Source organism: Klebsiella sp. 4_1_44FAA, from assembly GCF_000238715.1.
GTDB classification, from domain to species: domain Bacteria; phylum Pseudomonadota; class Gammaproteobacteria; order Enterobacterales; family Enterobacteriaceae; genus Klebsiella; species Klebsiella pneumoniae.
In genome coordinates this window covers 365,993-380,769 of sequence record NZ_JH414798.1, presented here as the reverse complement: position 1 = coordinate 380,769, position 14,777 = coordinate 365,993, and the positions used below count along the sequence as shown (strand labels likewise).

Here is a 14,777-nt window from a genome sequence, read left to right as displayed (position 1 = left end):
CCAGCGAAACGGGCGCTGGCGGCAATTACTCTGTAAACTAAAAAGTTCGGTTTAAATTCAGGCCGCACGTTTGGCTTTTTGTTTGTAGCGGTCGAAGATCACCGCCGCCAGCAGGATCACCCCGCGCACGACGTATTGTGAGAATGGCGAGATATTCAGCAGGTTCATCGCATTTTCCACGGTTCCGAGGATCAGGATCCCGGCCACCACGTAGGAGATCTTGCCGATCCCGCCCTTCAGCGACACCCCGCCCAGCACGCAGGCCGAAATAACAATCAGCTCATAGCCAATCGAGGTCATCGGCTGGCCGCTGGTCATGCGCGACGCCAGAATGATCCCCGCTGCGGCCGATACCAGACCGGAGAGCACAAAGATAATAATCTTGGTGCGCACCACCGGGACGCCGGCCAGGCGCGCCGCCTCTTCATTGCCGCCAATAGCCAGCGTATTACGGCCAAAGGTGGTTTTGTTTAGTAATAATCCGAAAACCACCAGGCAGGCGACGGTCAGCCAGATCGGCGCCGGCAAACCAAACCAGTTGGCATAGCCGAGGGTGAAGAAACGTTCATCTTCGATCCCCACCGCTTTGCCGTCGGAGATAATATAGGCCAGGCCGCGGACAATCTGCATGGTGGCCAGCGTGGTGATCAGCGCGTTGATCTTAAGGCGCGCAATGACAAAGCCGTTAACCAGGCCACTAAGCGCCCCCAGCAACAGGCCTGCGGCGATCCCCAGCCACAGGCTTTCGCTGAGATTAATCACCACCGCGGTGGTGACCCCGGCGCAGGCGATAACCGACGCCACCGACAGGTCAAAATCGCCGGAGGCCAGGCAAAACAGCATGCCGCAGGCCACCATCCCGGACATCGAGATCGCCAGCCCCAGCCCTTTCATATTGACGAATGAAGCAAAGTTGGGCACAAAAATCACACAGCCGATAAACAGCACCGCAAACACCACCAGCATGCCAAACTGATCCCAGATGCGGGCAAAGCTAAAGGTTGAGCGGGTAGCCCCGGACGTAGTCACTGATGACATCATTTACTCCTTACTCAGGCGACAGCCTGGCTCACTGTTGGCATCGCAAGGCTTAACGCCTGCTGTTCATTGGCTTCTTCATGCAGCAGTTCGCCGGCGATTTGTCCTTCGCGCATCACCACGATGCGGTCAGCGACGCCCAGCACTTCCGGCAGGTCGCTGGAGGCAAACACCACGGCGACACCGGAGGCGGCGAGGCCATAGATCACATTGTAAATTTCATGTTTGGCGCCGACGTCGATGCCGCGGGTTGGCTCATCAAGCAGGATCACCTTCATCTCTTCCGACAGCCAGCGGCCAAGGATCGCTTTCTGCTGGTTGCCGCCCGACAGGTTCATAATCAGCTGTTCCGGGCCCGGCGTTTTAATATTCAGCGACTGGATATGTTGATCGGCGTTGTCCGCCTCCCAGGCGTTGTTGATCAGGCAGCCAGCGTGAATATGCTTGCGCCGGGCGCTGATATTGATGTTATCGCGCACGGAATGCACCGGAATAATCCCCTCCGCTTTACGATCCTCCGGGCACAGCATCATCCCGGCCTGGATGGCCTGGGCCGGTTTGCGAATGGAGACGGGCTGGCCATCGATATACACCTGACCGCCGGTTATCTGCGTGCCGCCAAACAGGCCTTTCATTAGTTCGCTGCGCCCGGCACCCACCAGTCCGAACAAACCGACAATTTCACCGCTGCGCACCGAGAGACTAACCGGCGTGCGCACGCCCGGCGCTTTGACCTCCTCCAGGCGCAGCCGCTCCTTGCCATAGGGGCGAGGCTTCCAGCCATAAATATCGCCCAGATTGCGGCCTACCATTGCCTGGACCAGGGCGTCGTGGCTGACGCTCGGCATATCGTCAAAGGTGCAAACGTAGCGGCCATCTTTAAAGACGGTGATGGCATCGCTGAGGGCAAAAATCTCTTCCATCCGGTGTGAAACATAGATGATGACCCTTCCCTCCTCCCGCAACTCGCGGATGACGCGAAACAGGTTGTCGATCTCTCTGGCGGAGAGCGAGCTGGTCGGCTCATCGAACGCGATAATCTTGGCGTTACGCGCCAGCGCTTTGGCAATCTCCACCATCTGCCATTGACCAATGGAGAGATATTTCAGCGGCGTCTCCGGGTCGATATCCAGACCCAGATGCTCCAGCTGCAGGCGGGCCTCATAGTTGAGCAGCGAGCGATTGACGATGCCGCCTCTGTGCGGCAGCTGACCGAGATAGATATTTTCGGCGACGGTCATCTCCGGGATCAGATGCAGCTCCTGGTAGATAATTGCCACGCCGGCGTTCAGCGCCTCCATGGTATTGGCGAATGCCATCTGCTGGCCGCCGATCTGCAGATGGCCCGCGGTCGGGATATAGTTGCCGCTGAGAATTTTCAACAGCGTCGATTTGCCTGCGCCATTTTCGCCCATCAGCGCGTGGATCTGTCCCGGGTAGCAGTCAAAACTGATATCGGACAAGGCCTTTACGCCAGGGAACGTCATGGTGATGCCGCGAAATGAGAGATAAGGGGTAGACTGTTGCATAACGACTCCGCTCTTCTGCACTCAGCCCCCGCGCCGCGGCGGGGGCCAGTTTAATCAGGCTGTTACAGCCCTTTTTTCGCCAGCTCTTCTTTGAAGTTATCGCGGGTAATCAGCACCACATCGGTCACCGCCGTGAACTTCGGCGGCTCGACGCCCTTGGTGACCCAGTTGTAGAGCATTTCGCTGGTTTTGTAGCCGTGGATATCCGGGCTTGGCAGCAGAGAGCCATAGAAGCCGGTCGGCTGCGCCTTCGACAGTTCGTTGACGGCATCCACGCCGTTGATGCCGATGCCAATCACATCGGGAGCTTTAAAGCCCTGACCTTCGGTCGCGCGCACGCCGCCGAGGACGGTGTTGTCGTTCATCCCGACGATCAGCCAGTGTTTAACCTGCGGATGCTGGACCAGCATCGAGTTACCGGCGTCGAACGCTCCCGGGATATCGTTGGATTTTGTCGGCACGCGGTAGATTTGCGCGTCCGGGAAGCCGGCCGCCTTCAGGGCATCGATGGAGCCGGTGGTGCGACGGCGCGCGGTATCCAGCTCATCGGCGGTGATCGCCATTACGGCGGTGTCTTTGACATCCCAGCCGCGCTTTTGCATCTCTTTATAGAGTTCCTGCCCCTGACGGGCGCCAATTTCGCTCGCCGCCATCATCACCAGCGGTACGCTCTCCATCGGTTTGCCCTTCGCATTGACGAACTGGTCATCGACGGTAATCACCTTCATGTCATAGCCACGCGCTTTGGCGACAATCGCCGACCCGAGCTTGGGATCGGGGGTACAGATGACAAAGCCCTTCGCGCCGCTGGCCGCCAGGCTGTCAATGGCATTCAGGGTTTTCTCCCCATCCGGGACCGCAATTTTAATAACGTCAAAGCCTAAATCTTTTCCTGCTTTATCAGCAAATTTCCACTCAGTCTGAAACCATGGCTCTTCCGGCTGTTTCACCAGAAAACCCAGTTTAAGATTTTCCGCCATAGCTGATTGTGACATAACCGCAGCGAGACCAATGGCCGCCAGCGCTTTAGTAAATTTGTGCATGGTAAACTCCAGCTTTAATTCGCTTTCATGTAGGGAAAAATCGGAATTAACAATTTAATCGGCATCAAAACAAGGCATTAGAAAAATCGCATTCCCCACTGCCGTTGTTAGAGTAGTAATACCCGGAAATTATTTCTCCATACGAGAGCATTATCACATCGCGGAATTACAGTAATTGCGTACATACATTTAGCAAAAAATGACATAAAAAATGACACAATTGTCATACAATTTTACCGGGGCATAGCAGGATCATCTATACCATCAGCAGGCTTATCCTTGTGTTGTCAGAGGATGTTTAACGGTGGGTTACAGCACTGTTATCATCAGCGATTGACGGCGTTGCTGCGGGCGATCGCCTGTGCGCCACTCAAATGGCAACCCACCTCGCACCGCTGAGCCACATGGCCCGCTTAATATCGCGAAAAAACGGATCTTTGGCGTAATTTATTCCGAATAGAAAAAATATATTCCTCTTGATAAAAGCGCCTGCAACAAAAAATAAAAATAATGATCATCAACCTGAAACATTACTAATGAAATAACTTATTCCGTTCTCTTCTACGACGAATCTCGTAGTCAAATACTTATATCTTATAACCAATCTGAAACCAGCGAGCCCCTGCCAACGGCGCACAATCTCAGCCCTGGTAGTTTGCACAAATAATGGTGTAACAAAACGTAAATTACCGCGCTTGAGAGTTTTCTTAATTTCGTTGAGCGAGTATTCTTAAATCGTCGGCAAATGGAAAAAATACCCGACTCATACGGAATGTGTAGAGTTTTATTATTCTGCAACAGTGCCGCGTGTCACTATTTTATCTTGTAGTTATCCGCAGGATCCGCTGACGCGCACCAGTAACCCCTTCCCGGTTAATAAGGATATTTTTTATGGCAGTTCCAGGAATGGCACAAAAGCTAAACACCCAAATGAATCTTGAGTTTCACGCCTCTAACGTTTACCTGAACTTAAGTGAGTGGTGCGCCCGACATCGCTTCGACGGCGCCGCGACGTTTCTGCGCACCCGCGCGCAAAGCAGCATCACCCTCACTATGCGCGTATTTGACTACCTGAAAAAAGCCGGCAGCTGGCCGATCGTCAATCCCGACCACGCCTGTAACCCTGAGTGCACCTCGCTGGAAGATCTGTTTACCCAAACCCTGAGCGATTACCAACAGCGCAGTCGTCTGCTGAGCGGTCTCGCTCAGGAAGCCAAAGCGCAAAGCGATGACAGCACCTGGCGGTTTCTCACGCTGTTGGCGGAAGAGCAGCAGCAGGATGGCCTGCTATTGCAAAGCGTGCTTGAGGAAATTCGTAATGCCGATAAAGCCGGTCTCGGGATGGAGCAGACCGATCGGCGTCTGATGGCTATCGTTGGAGAAGCGCAGAAAGCGCATTAATCAAGCCTTTATCGCTCTGCCAGGGGGAGCGCGTCTGCGCTGCCCCGCCCGGTTTATTAATCCATTACGTCTATTTTTTCTCCCCTATTATTCCTTTCAAGAATAAAAAAGTTTTAACTCGATCCCATTCCCTCATCACCGTTACCCCATAAGGGGGATTAGTGAGCGCGGTCACTTTTTGACGAACCATAAAGAAATATAAAAACAGTGTTTCAAAAATATAAAACACGAGGTTTATTTTTTATGGCTAGATACACGGCTTCAGCCTCTGAAGGGCTGCAGGGAAGACCGATCTTGTTACGCCATCAGTTAGCCTACGGCGGCGGAAATCTGTTAGGGAGCGGCGCACTGGCGATAAGCGGCGCATGGCTACTCTATTTTTATACGACCTTTTGCGGCCTGACGCTGATCGAGGCCTCATTTATCTTCTCCGTCGCCAGCATCATTGACGCTATCAGCAACCCGCTGATGGGCTATCTGACGGATAATTTTGGCAAAACGCGCCTGGGCAAGCGCTTCGGCCGCCGGCGTTTCTTTCTGCTAATCGGTATTCCGCTGATGATGTTCTACCCGCTGCTGTGGGTGGAAGGCCTGAGTTTCTGGTACTACCTTAGCACCTATGTGGTGTTTGAGATCATCTACACCTCTATCATGGTGCCTTATGAAACGCTGGCGACAGAGATGACCGATGATTTCTCACTGCGTTCAAAACTGACCGGCTATAAAGCTATCTTTGGTAAGCTGGCCAACTTCCTCGCGGCGTTTATTCCCGGCCAGTTCATTCTGCTGTATGGCAAAGATTCTGCCACCCCTTTCTTCCTCACCGGTCTGACCTATGGCGCGATCCTGATCGTCGCTATTTCCTGCCTGTGGTTGTGCAGCTGGGAGCGTGAGCGCGGGGAAGAGGTGGAAACCAGCGCGAAAAAAGGACTGCTGAGCACCCTGCTGTCGCTGGCGAAAGATATGCGTTCGACTTTTTATCTACGCGTATTCCGCAAACATCTTGGTATGTACCTGTGCGGCTTTGGCGCGGAATGGCTGTTTGCCTCCATCTTCACCTATTTCGTGATCTTCGTTCTACAACACGATCCAGCGATGGTGGCCGGGCTGAACAGCCTGAACTCGATTCTGCAGCTGATCTCTACGGCGCTGTTTATCGGCCTGTGCGTGAAAAAGGGCTTCAGCAAACCCTATATCCTGGCGCTGGGGATCGTGATTTTCGCGGTTCTGCTGTATACCTCGCTGTGGTTTTTCCATCTACCGTCCGGCCTGGCGACAGTGCTGATGTTCGGCATTACCGTGCTGTTCGGCCTGGGTACCGGCGGGGTTTACTATATACCCTGGACCGTTTACACCTTCCTGGCCGATGTCGATGAGATCTACACCGGACGCCGGCGGGAAGGGATCTATGCCGGCGCCATGACCTTCTCAGGAAAAATTCTGCGCTCGATTGTGGTGTTCTCGATGGGGGCGATCCTGAGCTTCTACGGTTTCCAGTCAAAAGCGCACAGCCAACCGGAAAGCGCGGTGACCGCTATCGCAGTGGTATTCTGCGTCGGGGTGATCGCATTAGCCCTGGCCGCCATCGTCTTCAGCAAGCAGATGAAGCTGGACCGGAAGGCCCATCTGGTGGTGCTGCAGGAAGTCGCGCGGATAAAAGCGGGCGGCAAAATTAGCGATATTGCGCCGGACGTGCGGGTTATCGTGGAGGATCTGGTCGGCCATCGCTACGAAGAGTGCTGGGGCAACAGCAAATTGTTCAAAGATGCTGCCCCTGCGCCTGCGCAGACCGTCGTTTCCCATTAAAGAAGAAGGCCCCGCCGGTATCCGGCGAGGCCTGGTATTAATGCGTTTCTTCCTGTGGAGTAAACTTCAGCTCAATCAACGCGATCGCTTTTTGCACCGCGCGAAGGGTCACCGGATCGGCAGAGGCCGGATGGCTGGCGAAGTCGATAGCTTTCAGCTGAGTGGTCATTTTTTCACGCACTTCCACCGGCGCAATGACGTCAATGACATCGAGGATCTGTTTGATAACCAGCTGGCAGGCAACCACATCGGAAACCAGCTCGTCGTGTTCGGTAAGATGTTGAGACATTAATTACTCCTTTTTTCAGGAGCGTAATAGTACCCTAAATCGTTAACGATAATAAAACCTGCCGTCGCAGGTTTTTTTATCTACCCTACTGGCTGGCGGGTCGTCTCCTGCCGCTTTGCACAGGATCACACTCTTGATGGCAGTGACAACATGAATACCGCGATCTCTTCCCGCGATGAACGTGCTTTTTCAGCGCCGGCGCTGCTGGTGGCAGGTGCCTTTTTTATGGAGTTTCTCGACGGGACGGTGATCGCCACCGCCCTGCCCGATATGGCGAGGGATTTTGGCGTCACCGCGGTCGAACTGAATATCGGCATCAGCGCCTATCTGATTACCCTTGCGGTCCTGATCCCGGCCAGCGGCTGGATCGCCGATCGCTTCGGCGCCCGGGCTATTTTTACTCTCGCCCTGGCGATCTTTACCCTTGCCTCGGTCTTCTGCGGCCTCTCCACCGAGGTGCATATCTTTGTCGCCATGCGTATCCTTCAGGGCGTCGGCGGCGCGCTGATGGTCCCCGTTGGTCGCCTTGCGGTGCTACGCACCACGCCGAAACACCAGCTGATCAAGGCCATCGCCACCCTGACCTGGCCGGCGCTGGTGGCCCCCATTATCGGCCCGCCTTTGGGCGGCTTTATAACCCGCTACGCCAGCTGGCACTGGATCTTCTTTATCAATGTCCCGCTGGGCCTTGCCGCCATCATCCTTTCGCTGCGCATTATCCCTGATATTCGCGAAACGGAACGGCGCTCCTTCGATCTCAGCGGATTTATCACTACCTCGGTCGCGATGGTCAGTCTGGTGACCGCGATGGAGCGGCTCGGCGATCGCCAGCCGCAGATCTGGCCGACGCTGGCTCTCGCCGCGCTTGGCTTCGGCTGTCTGTTATATTCCATTCGTCATTTCCGCCGGGCGGCGGCGCCTATGGTTCGTCTCGACGCCCTGCAGGTGCCGACGTTCCGGGTGACAATGTACGGCGGCTCGTTGTTCCGGGCCTCCATCAGCGCGGTGCCTTTTCTGCTCCCCCTGCTGTTCCAGGTGGGATTCGGTATGGATCCTTTTCATTCCGGCCTGCTGGTGCTGGCGGTGTTTGTCGGTAATTTAACCATTAAACCCGCCACCACACCGCTCATTCGCTGGCTGGGCTTTCGTCGGCTACTGCTGATCAATGGCGCGTTGAACGTCTGTTCGCTGCTGGCTTGCGCGCTGCTTACGCCGCAGACGCCGGTCTGGGCCATCATGCTGATCCTTTATCTCGGCGGGGTGTTTCGCTCAATCCAGTTTACCGGTGTAAGCACGCTGGCCTTCGCCGATGTCCCCGCCGCGCAGATGAGTGATGCTAATACGCTGTTCAGTACCGCGTCGCAGCTGGCGGTAGGGCTGGGGATCACGCTCGGGGCGATTGGCATTCGCCTGGGCGAGCAGGTCGGCGACTGGCTGCATCTTACTGAACTACCGGGGATCAGCTTCCGCCTGTCGTTTGTGTTTATCGCCTTGATCTGTCTGGTAGGGATGATCGACAGCCTGCATCTGGCCAAAACGGCCGGCAGCAGCGTGTCGGAGAAGAAGAAATAGAAGAAAAATAAACGACGGAAGGGCCAGCGGCGCTGGCCCTGATGACGGTTAAGCGACGATCTGGCGAACAAAGTCTTCGATTGCTTTATCCTGGCAGTTTTCGAAGAAGCACTGCTGGAAGCGTGGGCCGGAGACTGCGGTTTTCACCAGCTGCGGATCGATGGCGCGCAGGGTATCGAGGTAGTTCTCTTTTACTACTGCTGCTTTGACCTGGTTGAGGATCCCGGCATTGCGCACCTGCGGTTCTTTGCGCTCCGGCGGATAGCCTTCGCCGTTGCGGCCGGTAAAGGCTTTTTCAAAGATAAACCGCACATTCAGTTCGGCGCCCCAGCCGAAGCCTTTGGCAAACGGCAGCGACAGCGCATTACCGTTGTTGATCTGGGCAAACAGGAACGCATCCGCCGGATCGATACAGTAGCCGCAGACCACGCCCGGATGGATGTTCAGCGACATCAGCGCCCCCTGACCGGTACCGCAGCCGGTGACCACGAAGTCAACTGCTTTCGAATTCAGCAGAATACTGGCCATGATCCCAAGATGGATGTAGGTCAGATGATGATCGTTCTCATCGCTCATGCCGACGTTATAGACCGGGAATCCTTTTTCGTCGGCAACCGCGTTAAGCTCCTTGAGGATGATGGCGTTTTTGTTCGCCTGGCTGTTCTCCATCATCAGTGCAATCTTCATGGTTATTCTCCTGAATGCTGTGCGGGCCTGCCCGCAGAATGTCATTGACGTTGACTGCACTTTACTACCTTGAAAACAAACTTTCAAATTTTATGAAAAGTTGTTTTAAAATTTACGCAGTGCTTCACACTTTCGCAGGCTCCCCCTGTCTGTTGACCTCAGCCCTCTGCATGCTGGCGAATCCGCTTCGTCCTCCCTTACCACCCGCCGGCGACAAAGTCCTGACCGCCCAGGCAATAATGAATAATAAATTAAAAGCATTCTCATTTATTATTAAACTGCCAATGCGTGTTATTCCCATTAGCATTTTAAATAAAACATTTTTAAATTTACTTTTTGCAAATAATTAAATAACAAATTATAGTGGCAGCCAATAACATCTATTATTTAATTCCAGGAGTGCAACGATGCTGAAAACGGACATGATTGACAAACTGAATGAACAGATGAATCTTGAACTCTATTCTTCTCTTCTTTATCAGCAGATGAGCGCCTGGTGCAGTTACCACAGTTTTGAAGGCGCCGCGGCCTTCCTGCGTCGCCATGCTCAGGAAGAGATGACCCATATGCAGCGCCTGTTCGACTATCTAACCGACACCGGCAGCCTGCCGCGGATCAACGCTATCGCCTCCCCGTTTGCCGAATATGCCTCACTCGACGAGCTGTTCCGCCAGACCTACGAGCATGAGCAGCTGATCACGCAAAAAATAAATGAACTGGCGCACGCGGCCATGACCAGCCAGGATTACCCGACCTTTAATTTCCTGCAGTGGTATGTTGCTGAACAGCATGAAGAAGAGAAATTATTTAAATCGGTGATCGATAAACTGACCCTCGCTGGAAAAAGCGGCGAAGGTCTGTACTTTATCGATAAAGAGCTGGCTACCCTCGACGCGCAGAATTAATCCCCCGCGCCGCGACAGTCCGTGTCGCGGCCCTCTTAATGTCGGCAGATCTTATTTTCTGCGGTAGTAAAACCTTCCTCTCTGGCAATAAATTTGCCTTTTTTCTCTAAAAACGCCACCAACTGTGCGGCGCTTAGATTCTCTGCTGAACAGGTGTGAAACCGCGCCTCTTCGCCAAAGCGGCGGCGAATGGCGGCCTCCAGCGAGGCGACCGTCCAGGATTCACCCGAGGCGAGCATCATCTGTAAAACTTCATGACCATGAATAGAAGACATAACCCCTCCTGCAAAAACCGCCAGCTTAGGCCAGACTGTCAACCCGCGCCTTGCGCTAGCGCAGGCTTTCGCCCTCTTATTGTGTAAACATTTCATTACACAACTTGTAATCCCGATTTGACGAAAGCCGTAATATCCCCTACTCTGCGCGGCATAATTTATTGTTATTTGCTGTAGGGATAGCGAAAAGCGTGAAAAACCGCACTCTGGGCAGTATTTTAATCGTAGCTGGCACCACCATCGGTGCAGGAATGTTGGCAATGCCATTGGCCGCCGCAGGCGTCGGCTTTACCGTCACGTTGGGTTTACTTTTCACCTTGTGGGCATTGATGTGCTATACCGCCCTTTTGCTGCTGGAAGTCTACCAGCATGTCCCTGCCGATATGGGGCTCGGTTCTCTGGCGGCGCGCTATCTGGGCCGTTATGGGCAGTGGGTTACCGGATTCTGCATGCTGTTTCTGCTGTACGCCCTCACGGCAGCCTATATCAGTGGCGCCGGTGAATTACTCGCTTCCAGCCTCAACCAGTGGCTGGACTGGCAGCTACCACCGGCCGCAGGCGTACTGATCTTCACCCTCCTCGGCGGGGCGGTAGTGTGCATTGGCACTGCGCTGGTGGATCTGTTCAATCGCTTCCTGTTTAGCGCCAAAATCGTCTTCCTGGTGATTATGCTGGCCCTGCTGATGCCGCACATTCATCAGGTGAACCTTCTGACGCTGCCGGTTGAGCAAGGCCTGGCCCTGTCGGCCATTCCGGTGATTTTCACCTCCTTTGGTTTTCACGGCAGCGTCCCGAGCATCGTCAGCTATCTGGGGGGGGATATTCGCAAATTGCGCCGGGTATTTATCATCGGCAGCTTTATTCCTCTGGTGGCCTATATTTTCTGGCAGCTGGCGACGCTGGGCAGTATCGACGCCCCGGCCTTTACCGCCATGCTGGCAAATAACGCTGGTCTGAACGGCCTGCTGGAGGCGATCCGCGAAGTGGTGGCGTCACCGCATGTGGAGCTGGCCGTTCACCTGTTTGCCGACCTTGCGCTGGCGACGTCATTCCTCGGCGTCTCGCTCGGCCTGTTTGATTATCTGGCGGATATGTTTCAGCGTAAAAACAGCGTCGGCGGGCGTCTGCAGAGCGGGATAATCACCTTCCTGCCGCCGCTGGCGTTCGCCCTGTTCTATCCCCGCGGTTTCGTCATGGCCCTCGGCTACGCCGGGGTGGCATTAGCCGTGCTGGCGCTGATAATGCCGGCCCTGCTGGTCATGAAGAGTCGCCGAGAGCATCCGCAGGCTACCTGGCGGGTCGCCGGCGGCGCACCGACGCTATGGCTGGTTCTGCTGTGCGGGATCGGCATCGTGGCTATTCAGTTCAGCATCGCTGCCGGGTTGTTGCCCGCGGTGGGATAAAAAAGGGGCCTGCTGGCCCCTTGTTCATTTCGCTAAGCAACACTGCTTATACTTTTTACCGCTGCCGCATGGGCAGGGATCGTTGCGTCCGACTTTCGCTTCATTTCTTATTGGCTGCGGGGCCTCCACCGGCTGCGGATTCGCTATCCAGTACTGGTAAAGCGCCAGCGCCGCCGGCGTGATACGCTCGATGCTGGCGATAAATTCATCCGCCGTCAGATTATCCAGCGCGCTAAACTGTTCTTCGCTGCCGTGGAGCGCGATAGCGTCCAGCTCCGGCTGGAGTTCAGCGGGCAACGTCGACCAGTCGCTCAGCGCCACGCCGCGCAGATAGCCAAAGCACCACTCCTCAACTATGGTCAGCTCCTGACCTTCCGCTTCGCGGGTGCCGAACAGCGGTTCGAACTGATCGGGATAAGACTCCAGCCGTTCGGCGATATCGCTCATATGCTGCAGCGTCAGATTGACAAAGCGATCGCGCTCGCGATCGTTGGCCCAGCGCGGGACATTATCCGCCCCGCCCCAAATCGCCAGCAGCCACTGAGCGGGTTCGATGTCGGTCGGCGCAGAGAGGATCGCCGTCAGCAGGCCATCCAGTTCAGAGACATCCAGAATGGCGCCTTCGGCGGCGTATTTCGCCAGAGTGTCATCCAGCCATTCCAGTTCGTTTTCGTTCAAAGGTCCGGTATTCATTCACAGGCTCGCATGGTAAAAATCGGGCCTACAGTAGCCGAATTGCCGACAGAAAGCCACCCGGCGATACCTATTGCGCCGGTGTCAACGATACGCGATCAGGCCAGGCCGCGCAGCGCCGACGCCACCTCACGACAGGCCTCCTCCCCTAACGAAAGCAAAGGACGGGGAAGCGAGTCTGGATCGCAGAGTCCGAGCATCGCTGCGGCGCTGGCTATCACTCGCAGGCTACCACCATAGCGATCAAAGCATCGCCATAGGGGGGCCAGCTGCTCATTCAGTGCCGCAGTCTGCGCCACATCGCCGCTACGTATCGCTCTTACCAGCGCCAGTGAGCAGCGGGGAAAGAGTCCGCCGCAGACCGAATACCAGGCTTCGCAGCCGGCCTGCAACCCGGCAGTGGCCCACGCATCGCCGCTGACGCCAAGCGTAACGCGAGAGGGAAGATGCTGACGCAGGGCCGCTACACGTTCGCTCGCCTGTGGCGCGGGCAGGCCGGGAATTTTAATCGAGGCAATGGCCGGCAAGGCGGCGATGCGCCCCTGCAGTTCATCCGCCAGCATTACGTGGGTAGTGCGGGGATTGTCATACAGGCAAACCGGCACCGAGACATGCCGACAGACTTCTTCGTAAAAGGCAAAGATCTCCTCCGCGGAAAGCGGCTGATAGGACATCATCGGCAGTAATAACGCATCCGCCCCTGCCTCCTGAGCATCCTCCACCAGGCGTAGCACCTCGTTAGTCGCAATGGCGCCGACGCCGACCATCATCGGGATCGACCCCGCATGCGTCTTCGCCACCTGCACCACTCGTCTGCGCTGCTCACGGCTGAGATAAGCGTAGCTACCGGTTGAACCTAAGATGCCCAGAGAGTCGACTCCGGCATCGGTAAGACGGGCGAGAATACGAATAAACGCTTTTTCATCAAAATCTTGCTGATGCAAAGGTGTCAAAGGAAATGCGCAAAGTCCACTGAACATGCTGCCTCCGGTAGGCTGGGCTGAGAGTCCGTTTGATAGTAGCAAGGCGCGATCGTTTTGTCCTGGGACAAATGAGAAATTGACTGTAAGGCCAGAGTTAACCGAAAAACGCCGTGGCGTCAGGCTGGCGGGAAAGGTATCAGAAAGCGAAAGTACAGAAACAAAAAAACCACCCGTAGGTGGTTTCACGACACTGCTTATTGCTTTGATTATTCTGTATTTCCCAATGGTACCCGGAGCGGGACTTGAACCCGCACAGCGCGAACGCCGAGGGATTTTAAATCCCTTGTGTCTACCGATTCCACCATCCGGGCTCGGGATATAAAGTGGAGGCGCGTTCCGGAGTCGAACCGGACTAGACGGATTTGCAATCCGCTACATAACCGCTTTGCTAACGCGCCTTTAATACTGAAGCACCCGCAACTGCCGATGCTGTTAATCTGGAGCGGGAAACGAGACTCGAACTCGCGACCCCGACCTTGGCAAGGTCGTGCTCTACCAACTGAGCTATTCCCGCATCATCAAGTTATTTGCTAATCACTTGATTTTGTTATCGTCTGGAAGACTGTGCCGCCGTTCGATGCGTTGCATTCTACTTATCTCTCGCGGTGAGTCAACGGTATTTTTCGCAACTTTGTATCGTTTGCTGAAAATAACGGCGAAACGATCACTGATCAAGCAAATCGCCGCGCGCCGCGTTCAAATACTGCAGCATCGACCACAGCGTCAGCACCGCCGCCACGAGGAAAAGCGCGATCCCGGCCCACTCCACCCACGGATAAGGACGCCACAGCATCCATACCAGGGCGGTCATCTGGGCGGTCGTTTTCACTTTGCCAATCCACGAGACCGCCACGCTGCTGCGTTTCCCCAGCTCCGCCATCCACTCACGCAGCGCGGAGATAATGATCTCACGGGCAATCATGGTCGCCGCCGGTAGCGTGACCCACCAGGTGTGATAGTGTTCGGCAACCAGCACCATGGCGATAGCCACCATGACTTTATCGGCAACCGGGTCGAGGAAGGCGCCAAAACGGGTGCTCTGATTCCAGCGACGAGCGAGGAAACCATCAAACCAGTCGGTTACCGCGGCAACAAAGAAGATCAGCGCGCAGGCAAACGGCGCCCAGCTAAAGGGCAGATAAAACGCCAGCAC

Annotated in this window: 16 protein-coding genes, 3 tRNA genes and 1 pseudogene; 7 read left to right on the top strand and 13 right to left on the bottom strand. The window is 55.2% G+C overall.

Annotation, left to right across the window (positions count from 1 at the left end; translation table 11 throughout):
- Positions 1-57 precede the first annotated feature (57 nt).
- The 3 genes from araH to HMPREF1024_RS23700 all read right to left on the bottom strand — a co-directional run bounded on the left by araH (position 58) and on the right by HMPREF1024_RS23700 (position 3,610).
- Positions 58-1,038, bottom strand: a complete 981-nt coding sequence (gene araH, locus HMPREF1024_RS23690) for an L-arabinose ABC transporter permease AraH (protein ID WP_002911507.1) — start codon at positions 1,036-1,038, stop codon at positions 58-60.
- Between the two features lie 14 nt (positions 1,039-1,052).
- The gene (gene araG, locus HMPREF1024_RS23695) at positions 1,053-2,567 is read right to left on the bottom strand and encodes an L-arabinose ABC transporter ATP-binding protein AraG (RefSeq protein ID WP_009307527.1); all 1,515 of its coding nucleotides are present in this window, start codon (positions 2,565-2,567) and stop codon (positions 1,053-1,055) included.
- A gap of 62 nt (positions 2,568-2,629) precedes the next feature.
- Positions 2,630-3,610: an arabinose ABC transporter substrate-binding protein gene (locus tag HMPREF1024_RS23700; RefSeq protein ID WP_002911518.1), complete on the bottom strand. Its 981-nt coding sequence runs from the start codon at positions 3,608-3,610 to the stop codon at positions 2,630-2,632.
- Between the two features lie 361 nt (positions 3,611-3,971).
- On the opposite strand from HMPREF1024_RS23700, the pseudogene HMPREF1024_RS31015 reads away from it, so the two are divergent.
- Positions 3,972-4,067, top strand: a pseudogene (locus tag HMPREF1024_RS31015) (hypothetical protein); the annotation flags it as partial.
- 434 nt (positions 4,068-4,501) lie between these two features.
- Positions 4,502-5,011 (top strand): non-heme ferritin-like protein, encoded by a 510-nt coding sequence (locus HMPREF1024_RS23705; protein ID WP_004175413.1) that lies wholly within the window; start codon positions 4,502-4,504, stop codon positions 5,009-5,011.
- A 70-nt stretch (positions 5,012-5,081) separates the two neighbouring features.
- Here HMPREF1024_RS23705 and HMPREF1024_RS0125445 read toward each other — a convergent pair whose 3' ends face one another.
- Entirely contained in the window at positions 5,082-5,240 is a 159-nt protein-coding gene (locus tag HMPREF1024_RS0125445; RefSeq protein ID WP_004148869.1) for a succinate dehydrogenase, read from the bottom strand.
- Between the two features lie 65 nt (positions 5,241-5,305).
- Here HMPREF1024_RS0125445 and HMPREF1024_RS23710 point away from each other — a divergent pair, with 65 nt between their 5' ends.
- On the top strand, positions 5,306-6,817 hold the full coding sequence (locus tag HMPREF1024_RS23710) for an MFS transporter (protein ID WP_002911522.1): 1,512 nt from the start codon (positions 5,306-5,308) through the stop codon (positions 6,815-6,817).
- A gap of 37 nt (positions 6,818-6,854) precedes the next feature.
- On the opposite strand, the gene HMPREF1024_RS23715 is transcribed toward HMPREF1024_RS23710, so the two are convergent.
- Positions 6,855-7,106, bottom strand: a complete 252-nt coding sequence (locus HMPREF1024_RS23715; protein ID WP_002911524.1) for a DUF2766 family protein — start codon at positions 7,104-7,106, stop codon at positions 6,855-6,857.
- Between the two features lie 150 nt (positions 7,107-7,256).
- On the opposite strand from HMPREF1024_RS23715, the gene HMPREF1024_RS23720 reads away from it, so the two are divergent.
- On the top strand, positions 7,257-8,678 hold the full coding sequence (locus tag HMPREF1024_RS23720) for an MFS transporter (protein WP_004148871.1): 1,422 nt from the start codon (positions 7,257-7,259) through the stop codon (positions 8,676-8,678).
- A gap of 48 nt (positions 8,679-8,726) precedes the next feature.
- Here the strand turns inward: HMPREF1024_RS23720 and HMPREF1024_RS23725 are convergent, their stop codons facing one another.
- Positions 8,727-9,365: an RpiB/LacA/LacB family sugar-phosphate isomerase gene (locus tag HMPREF1024_RS23725; RefSeq protein ID WP_002911528.1), complete on the bottom strand. Its 639-nt coding sequence runs from the start codon at positions 9,363-9,365 to the stop codon at positions 8,727-8,729.
- Positions 9,366-9,535: 170 nt separating this feature from the next.
- Here HMPREF1024_RS23725 and HMPREF1024_RS0125440 point away from each other — a divergent pair, with 170 nt between their 5' ends.
- Entirely contained in the window at positions 9,536-9,715 is a 180-nt protein-coding gene (locus tag HMPREF1024_RS0125440; protein WP_020324969.1) for a hypothetical protein, read from the top strand.
- Positions 9,716-9,772: 57 nt separating this feature from the next.
- A complete protein-coding gene (gene ftnA, locus HMPREF1024_RS23730; RefSeq protein WP_004141101.1) occupies positions 9,773-10,270 on the top strand; it encodes a non-heme ferritin in 498 nt (165 codons plus the stop codon).
- Between the two features lie 35 nt (positions 10,271-10,305).
- Here ftnA and HMPREF1024_RS23735 read toward each other — a convergent pair whose 3' ends face one another.
- Positions 10,306-10,545 (bottom strand): YecH family metal-binding protein, encoded by a 240-nt coding sequence (locus tag HMPREF1024_RS23735; RefSeq protein ID WP_004175410.1) that lies wholly within the window; start codon positions 10,543-10,545, stop codon positions 10,306-10,308.
- A gap of 191 nt (positions 10,546-10,736) precedes the next feature.
- Here HMPREF1024_RS23735 and tyrP point away from each other — a divergent pair, with 191 nt between their 5' ends.
- Complete coding sequence (gene tyrP / locus HMPREF1024_RS23740; protein WP_004891013.1) at positions 10,737-11,948, top strand: tyrosine transporter TyrP; 1,212 nt, start codon at positions 10,737-10,739, stop codon at positions 11,946-11,948.
- A gap of 24 nt (positions 11,949-11,972) precedes the next feature.
- Here the strand turns inward: tyrP and HMPREF1024_RS23745 are convergent, their stop codons facing one another.
- The 6 genes from HMPREF1024_RS23745 to pgsA form a co-directional block, all read right to left on the bottom strand.
- Complete coding sequence (locus tag HMPREF1024_RS23745; protein ID WP_004141106.1) at positions 11,973-12,641, bottom strand: YecA family protein; 669 nt, start codon at positions 12,639-12,641, stop codon at positions 11,973-11,975.
- 98 nt (positions 12,642-12,739) lie between these two features.
- Positions 12,740-13,621, bottom strand: a complete 882-nt coding sequence (locus HMPREF1024_RS23750; RefSeq protein WP_009307526.1) for a dihydrodipicolinate synthase family protein — start codon at positions 13,619-13,621, stop codon at positions 12,740-12,742.
- A 227-nt stretch (positions 13,622-13,848) separates the two neighbouring features.
- A tRNA-Leu gene (locus HMPREF1024_RS23755) sits at positions 13,849-13,935 on the bottom strand.
- Positions 13,936-13,948: 13 nt separating this feature from the next.
- Positions 13,949-14,022, bottom strand: a tRNA-Cys gene (locus HMPREF1024_RS23760).
- Between the two features lie 40 nt (positions 14,023-14,062).
- A tRNA-Gly gene (locus HMPREF1024_RS23765) sits at positions 14,063-14,138 on the bottom strand.
- A 150-nt stretch (positions 14,139-14,288) separates the two neighbouring features.
- A partial coding sequence (pgsA, locus tag HMPREF1024_RS23770; protein ID WP_187079287.1) for a CDP-diacylglycerol--glycerol-3-phosphate 3-phosphatidyltransferase occupies positions 14,289-14,777 on the bottom strand: 489 nt, incomplete at its 5' end.

Excerpts from the sequence above, each read along its gene's own strand:
- HMPREF1024_RS23735 (WP_004175410.1), bottom strand. The coding sequence starts at position 10,545 with ATGTCTTCTATTCATGGTCATGAAGTTTTACAGATGATGCTCGCCTCG.
- HMPREF1024_RS23700 (WP_002911518.1), bottom strand. The coding sequence starts at position 3,610 with ATGCACAAATTTACTAAAGCGCTGGCGGCCATTGGTCTCGCTGCGGTT.
- HMPREF1024_RS23725 (WP_002911528.1), bottom strand. The coding sequence starts at position 9,365 with ATGAAGATTGCACTGATGATGGAGAACAGCCAGGCGAACAAAAACGCC.
- HMPREF1024_RS23720 (WP_004148871.1), top strand. The coding sequence starts at position 7,257 with ATGAATACCGCGATCTCTTCCCGCGATGAACGTGCTTTTTCAGCGCCG.
- araH (WP_002911507.1), bottom strand. The coding sequence starts at position 1,038 with ATGTCATCAGTGACTACGTCCGGGGCTACCCGCTCAACCTTTAGCTTT.
- HMPREF1024_RS0125440 (WP_020324969.1), top strand. The coding sequence starts at position 9,536 with ATGCTGGCGAATCCGCTTCGTCCTCCCTTACCACCCGCCGGCGACAAA.
- HMPREF1024_RS23745 (WP_004141106.1), bottom strand. The coding sequence starts at position 12,641 with ATGAATACCGGACCTTTGAACGAAAACGAACTGGAATGGCTGGATGAC.
- HMPREF1024_RS23750 (WP_009307526.1), bottom strand. The coding sequence starts at position 13,621 with ATGTTCAGTGGACTTTGCGCATTTCCTTTGACACCTTTGCATCAGCAA.
- HMPREF1024_RS23705 (WP_004175413.1), top strand. The coding sequence starts at position 4,502 with ATGGCAGTTCCAGGAATGGCACAAAAGCTAAACACCCAAATGAATCTT.
- HMPREF1024_RS23715 (WP_002911524.1), bottom strand. The coding sequence starts at position 7,106 with ATGTCTCAACATCTTACCGAACACGACGAGCTGGTTTCCGATGTGGTT.
- ftnA (WP_004141101.1), top strand. The coding sequence starts at position 9,773 with ATGCTGAAAACGGACATGATTGACAAACTGAATGAACAGATGAATCTT.
- araG (WP_009307527.1), bottom strand. The coding sequence starts at position 2,567 with ATGCAACAGTCTACCCCTTATCTCTCATTTCGCGGCATCACCATGACG.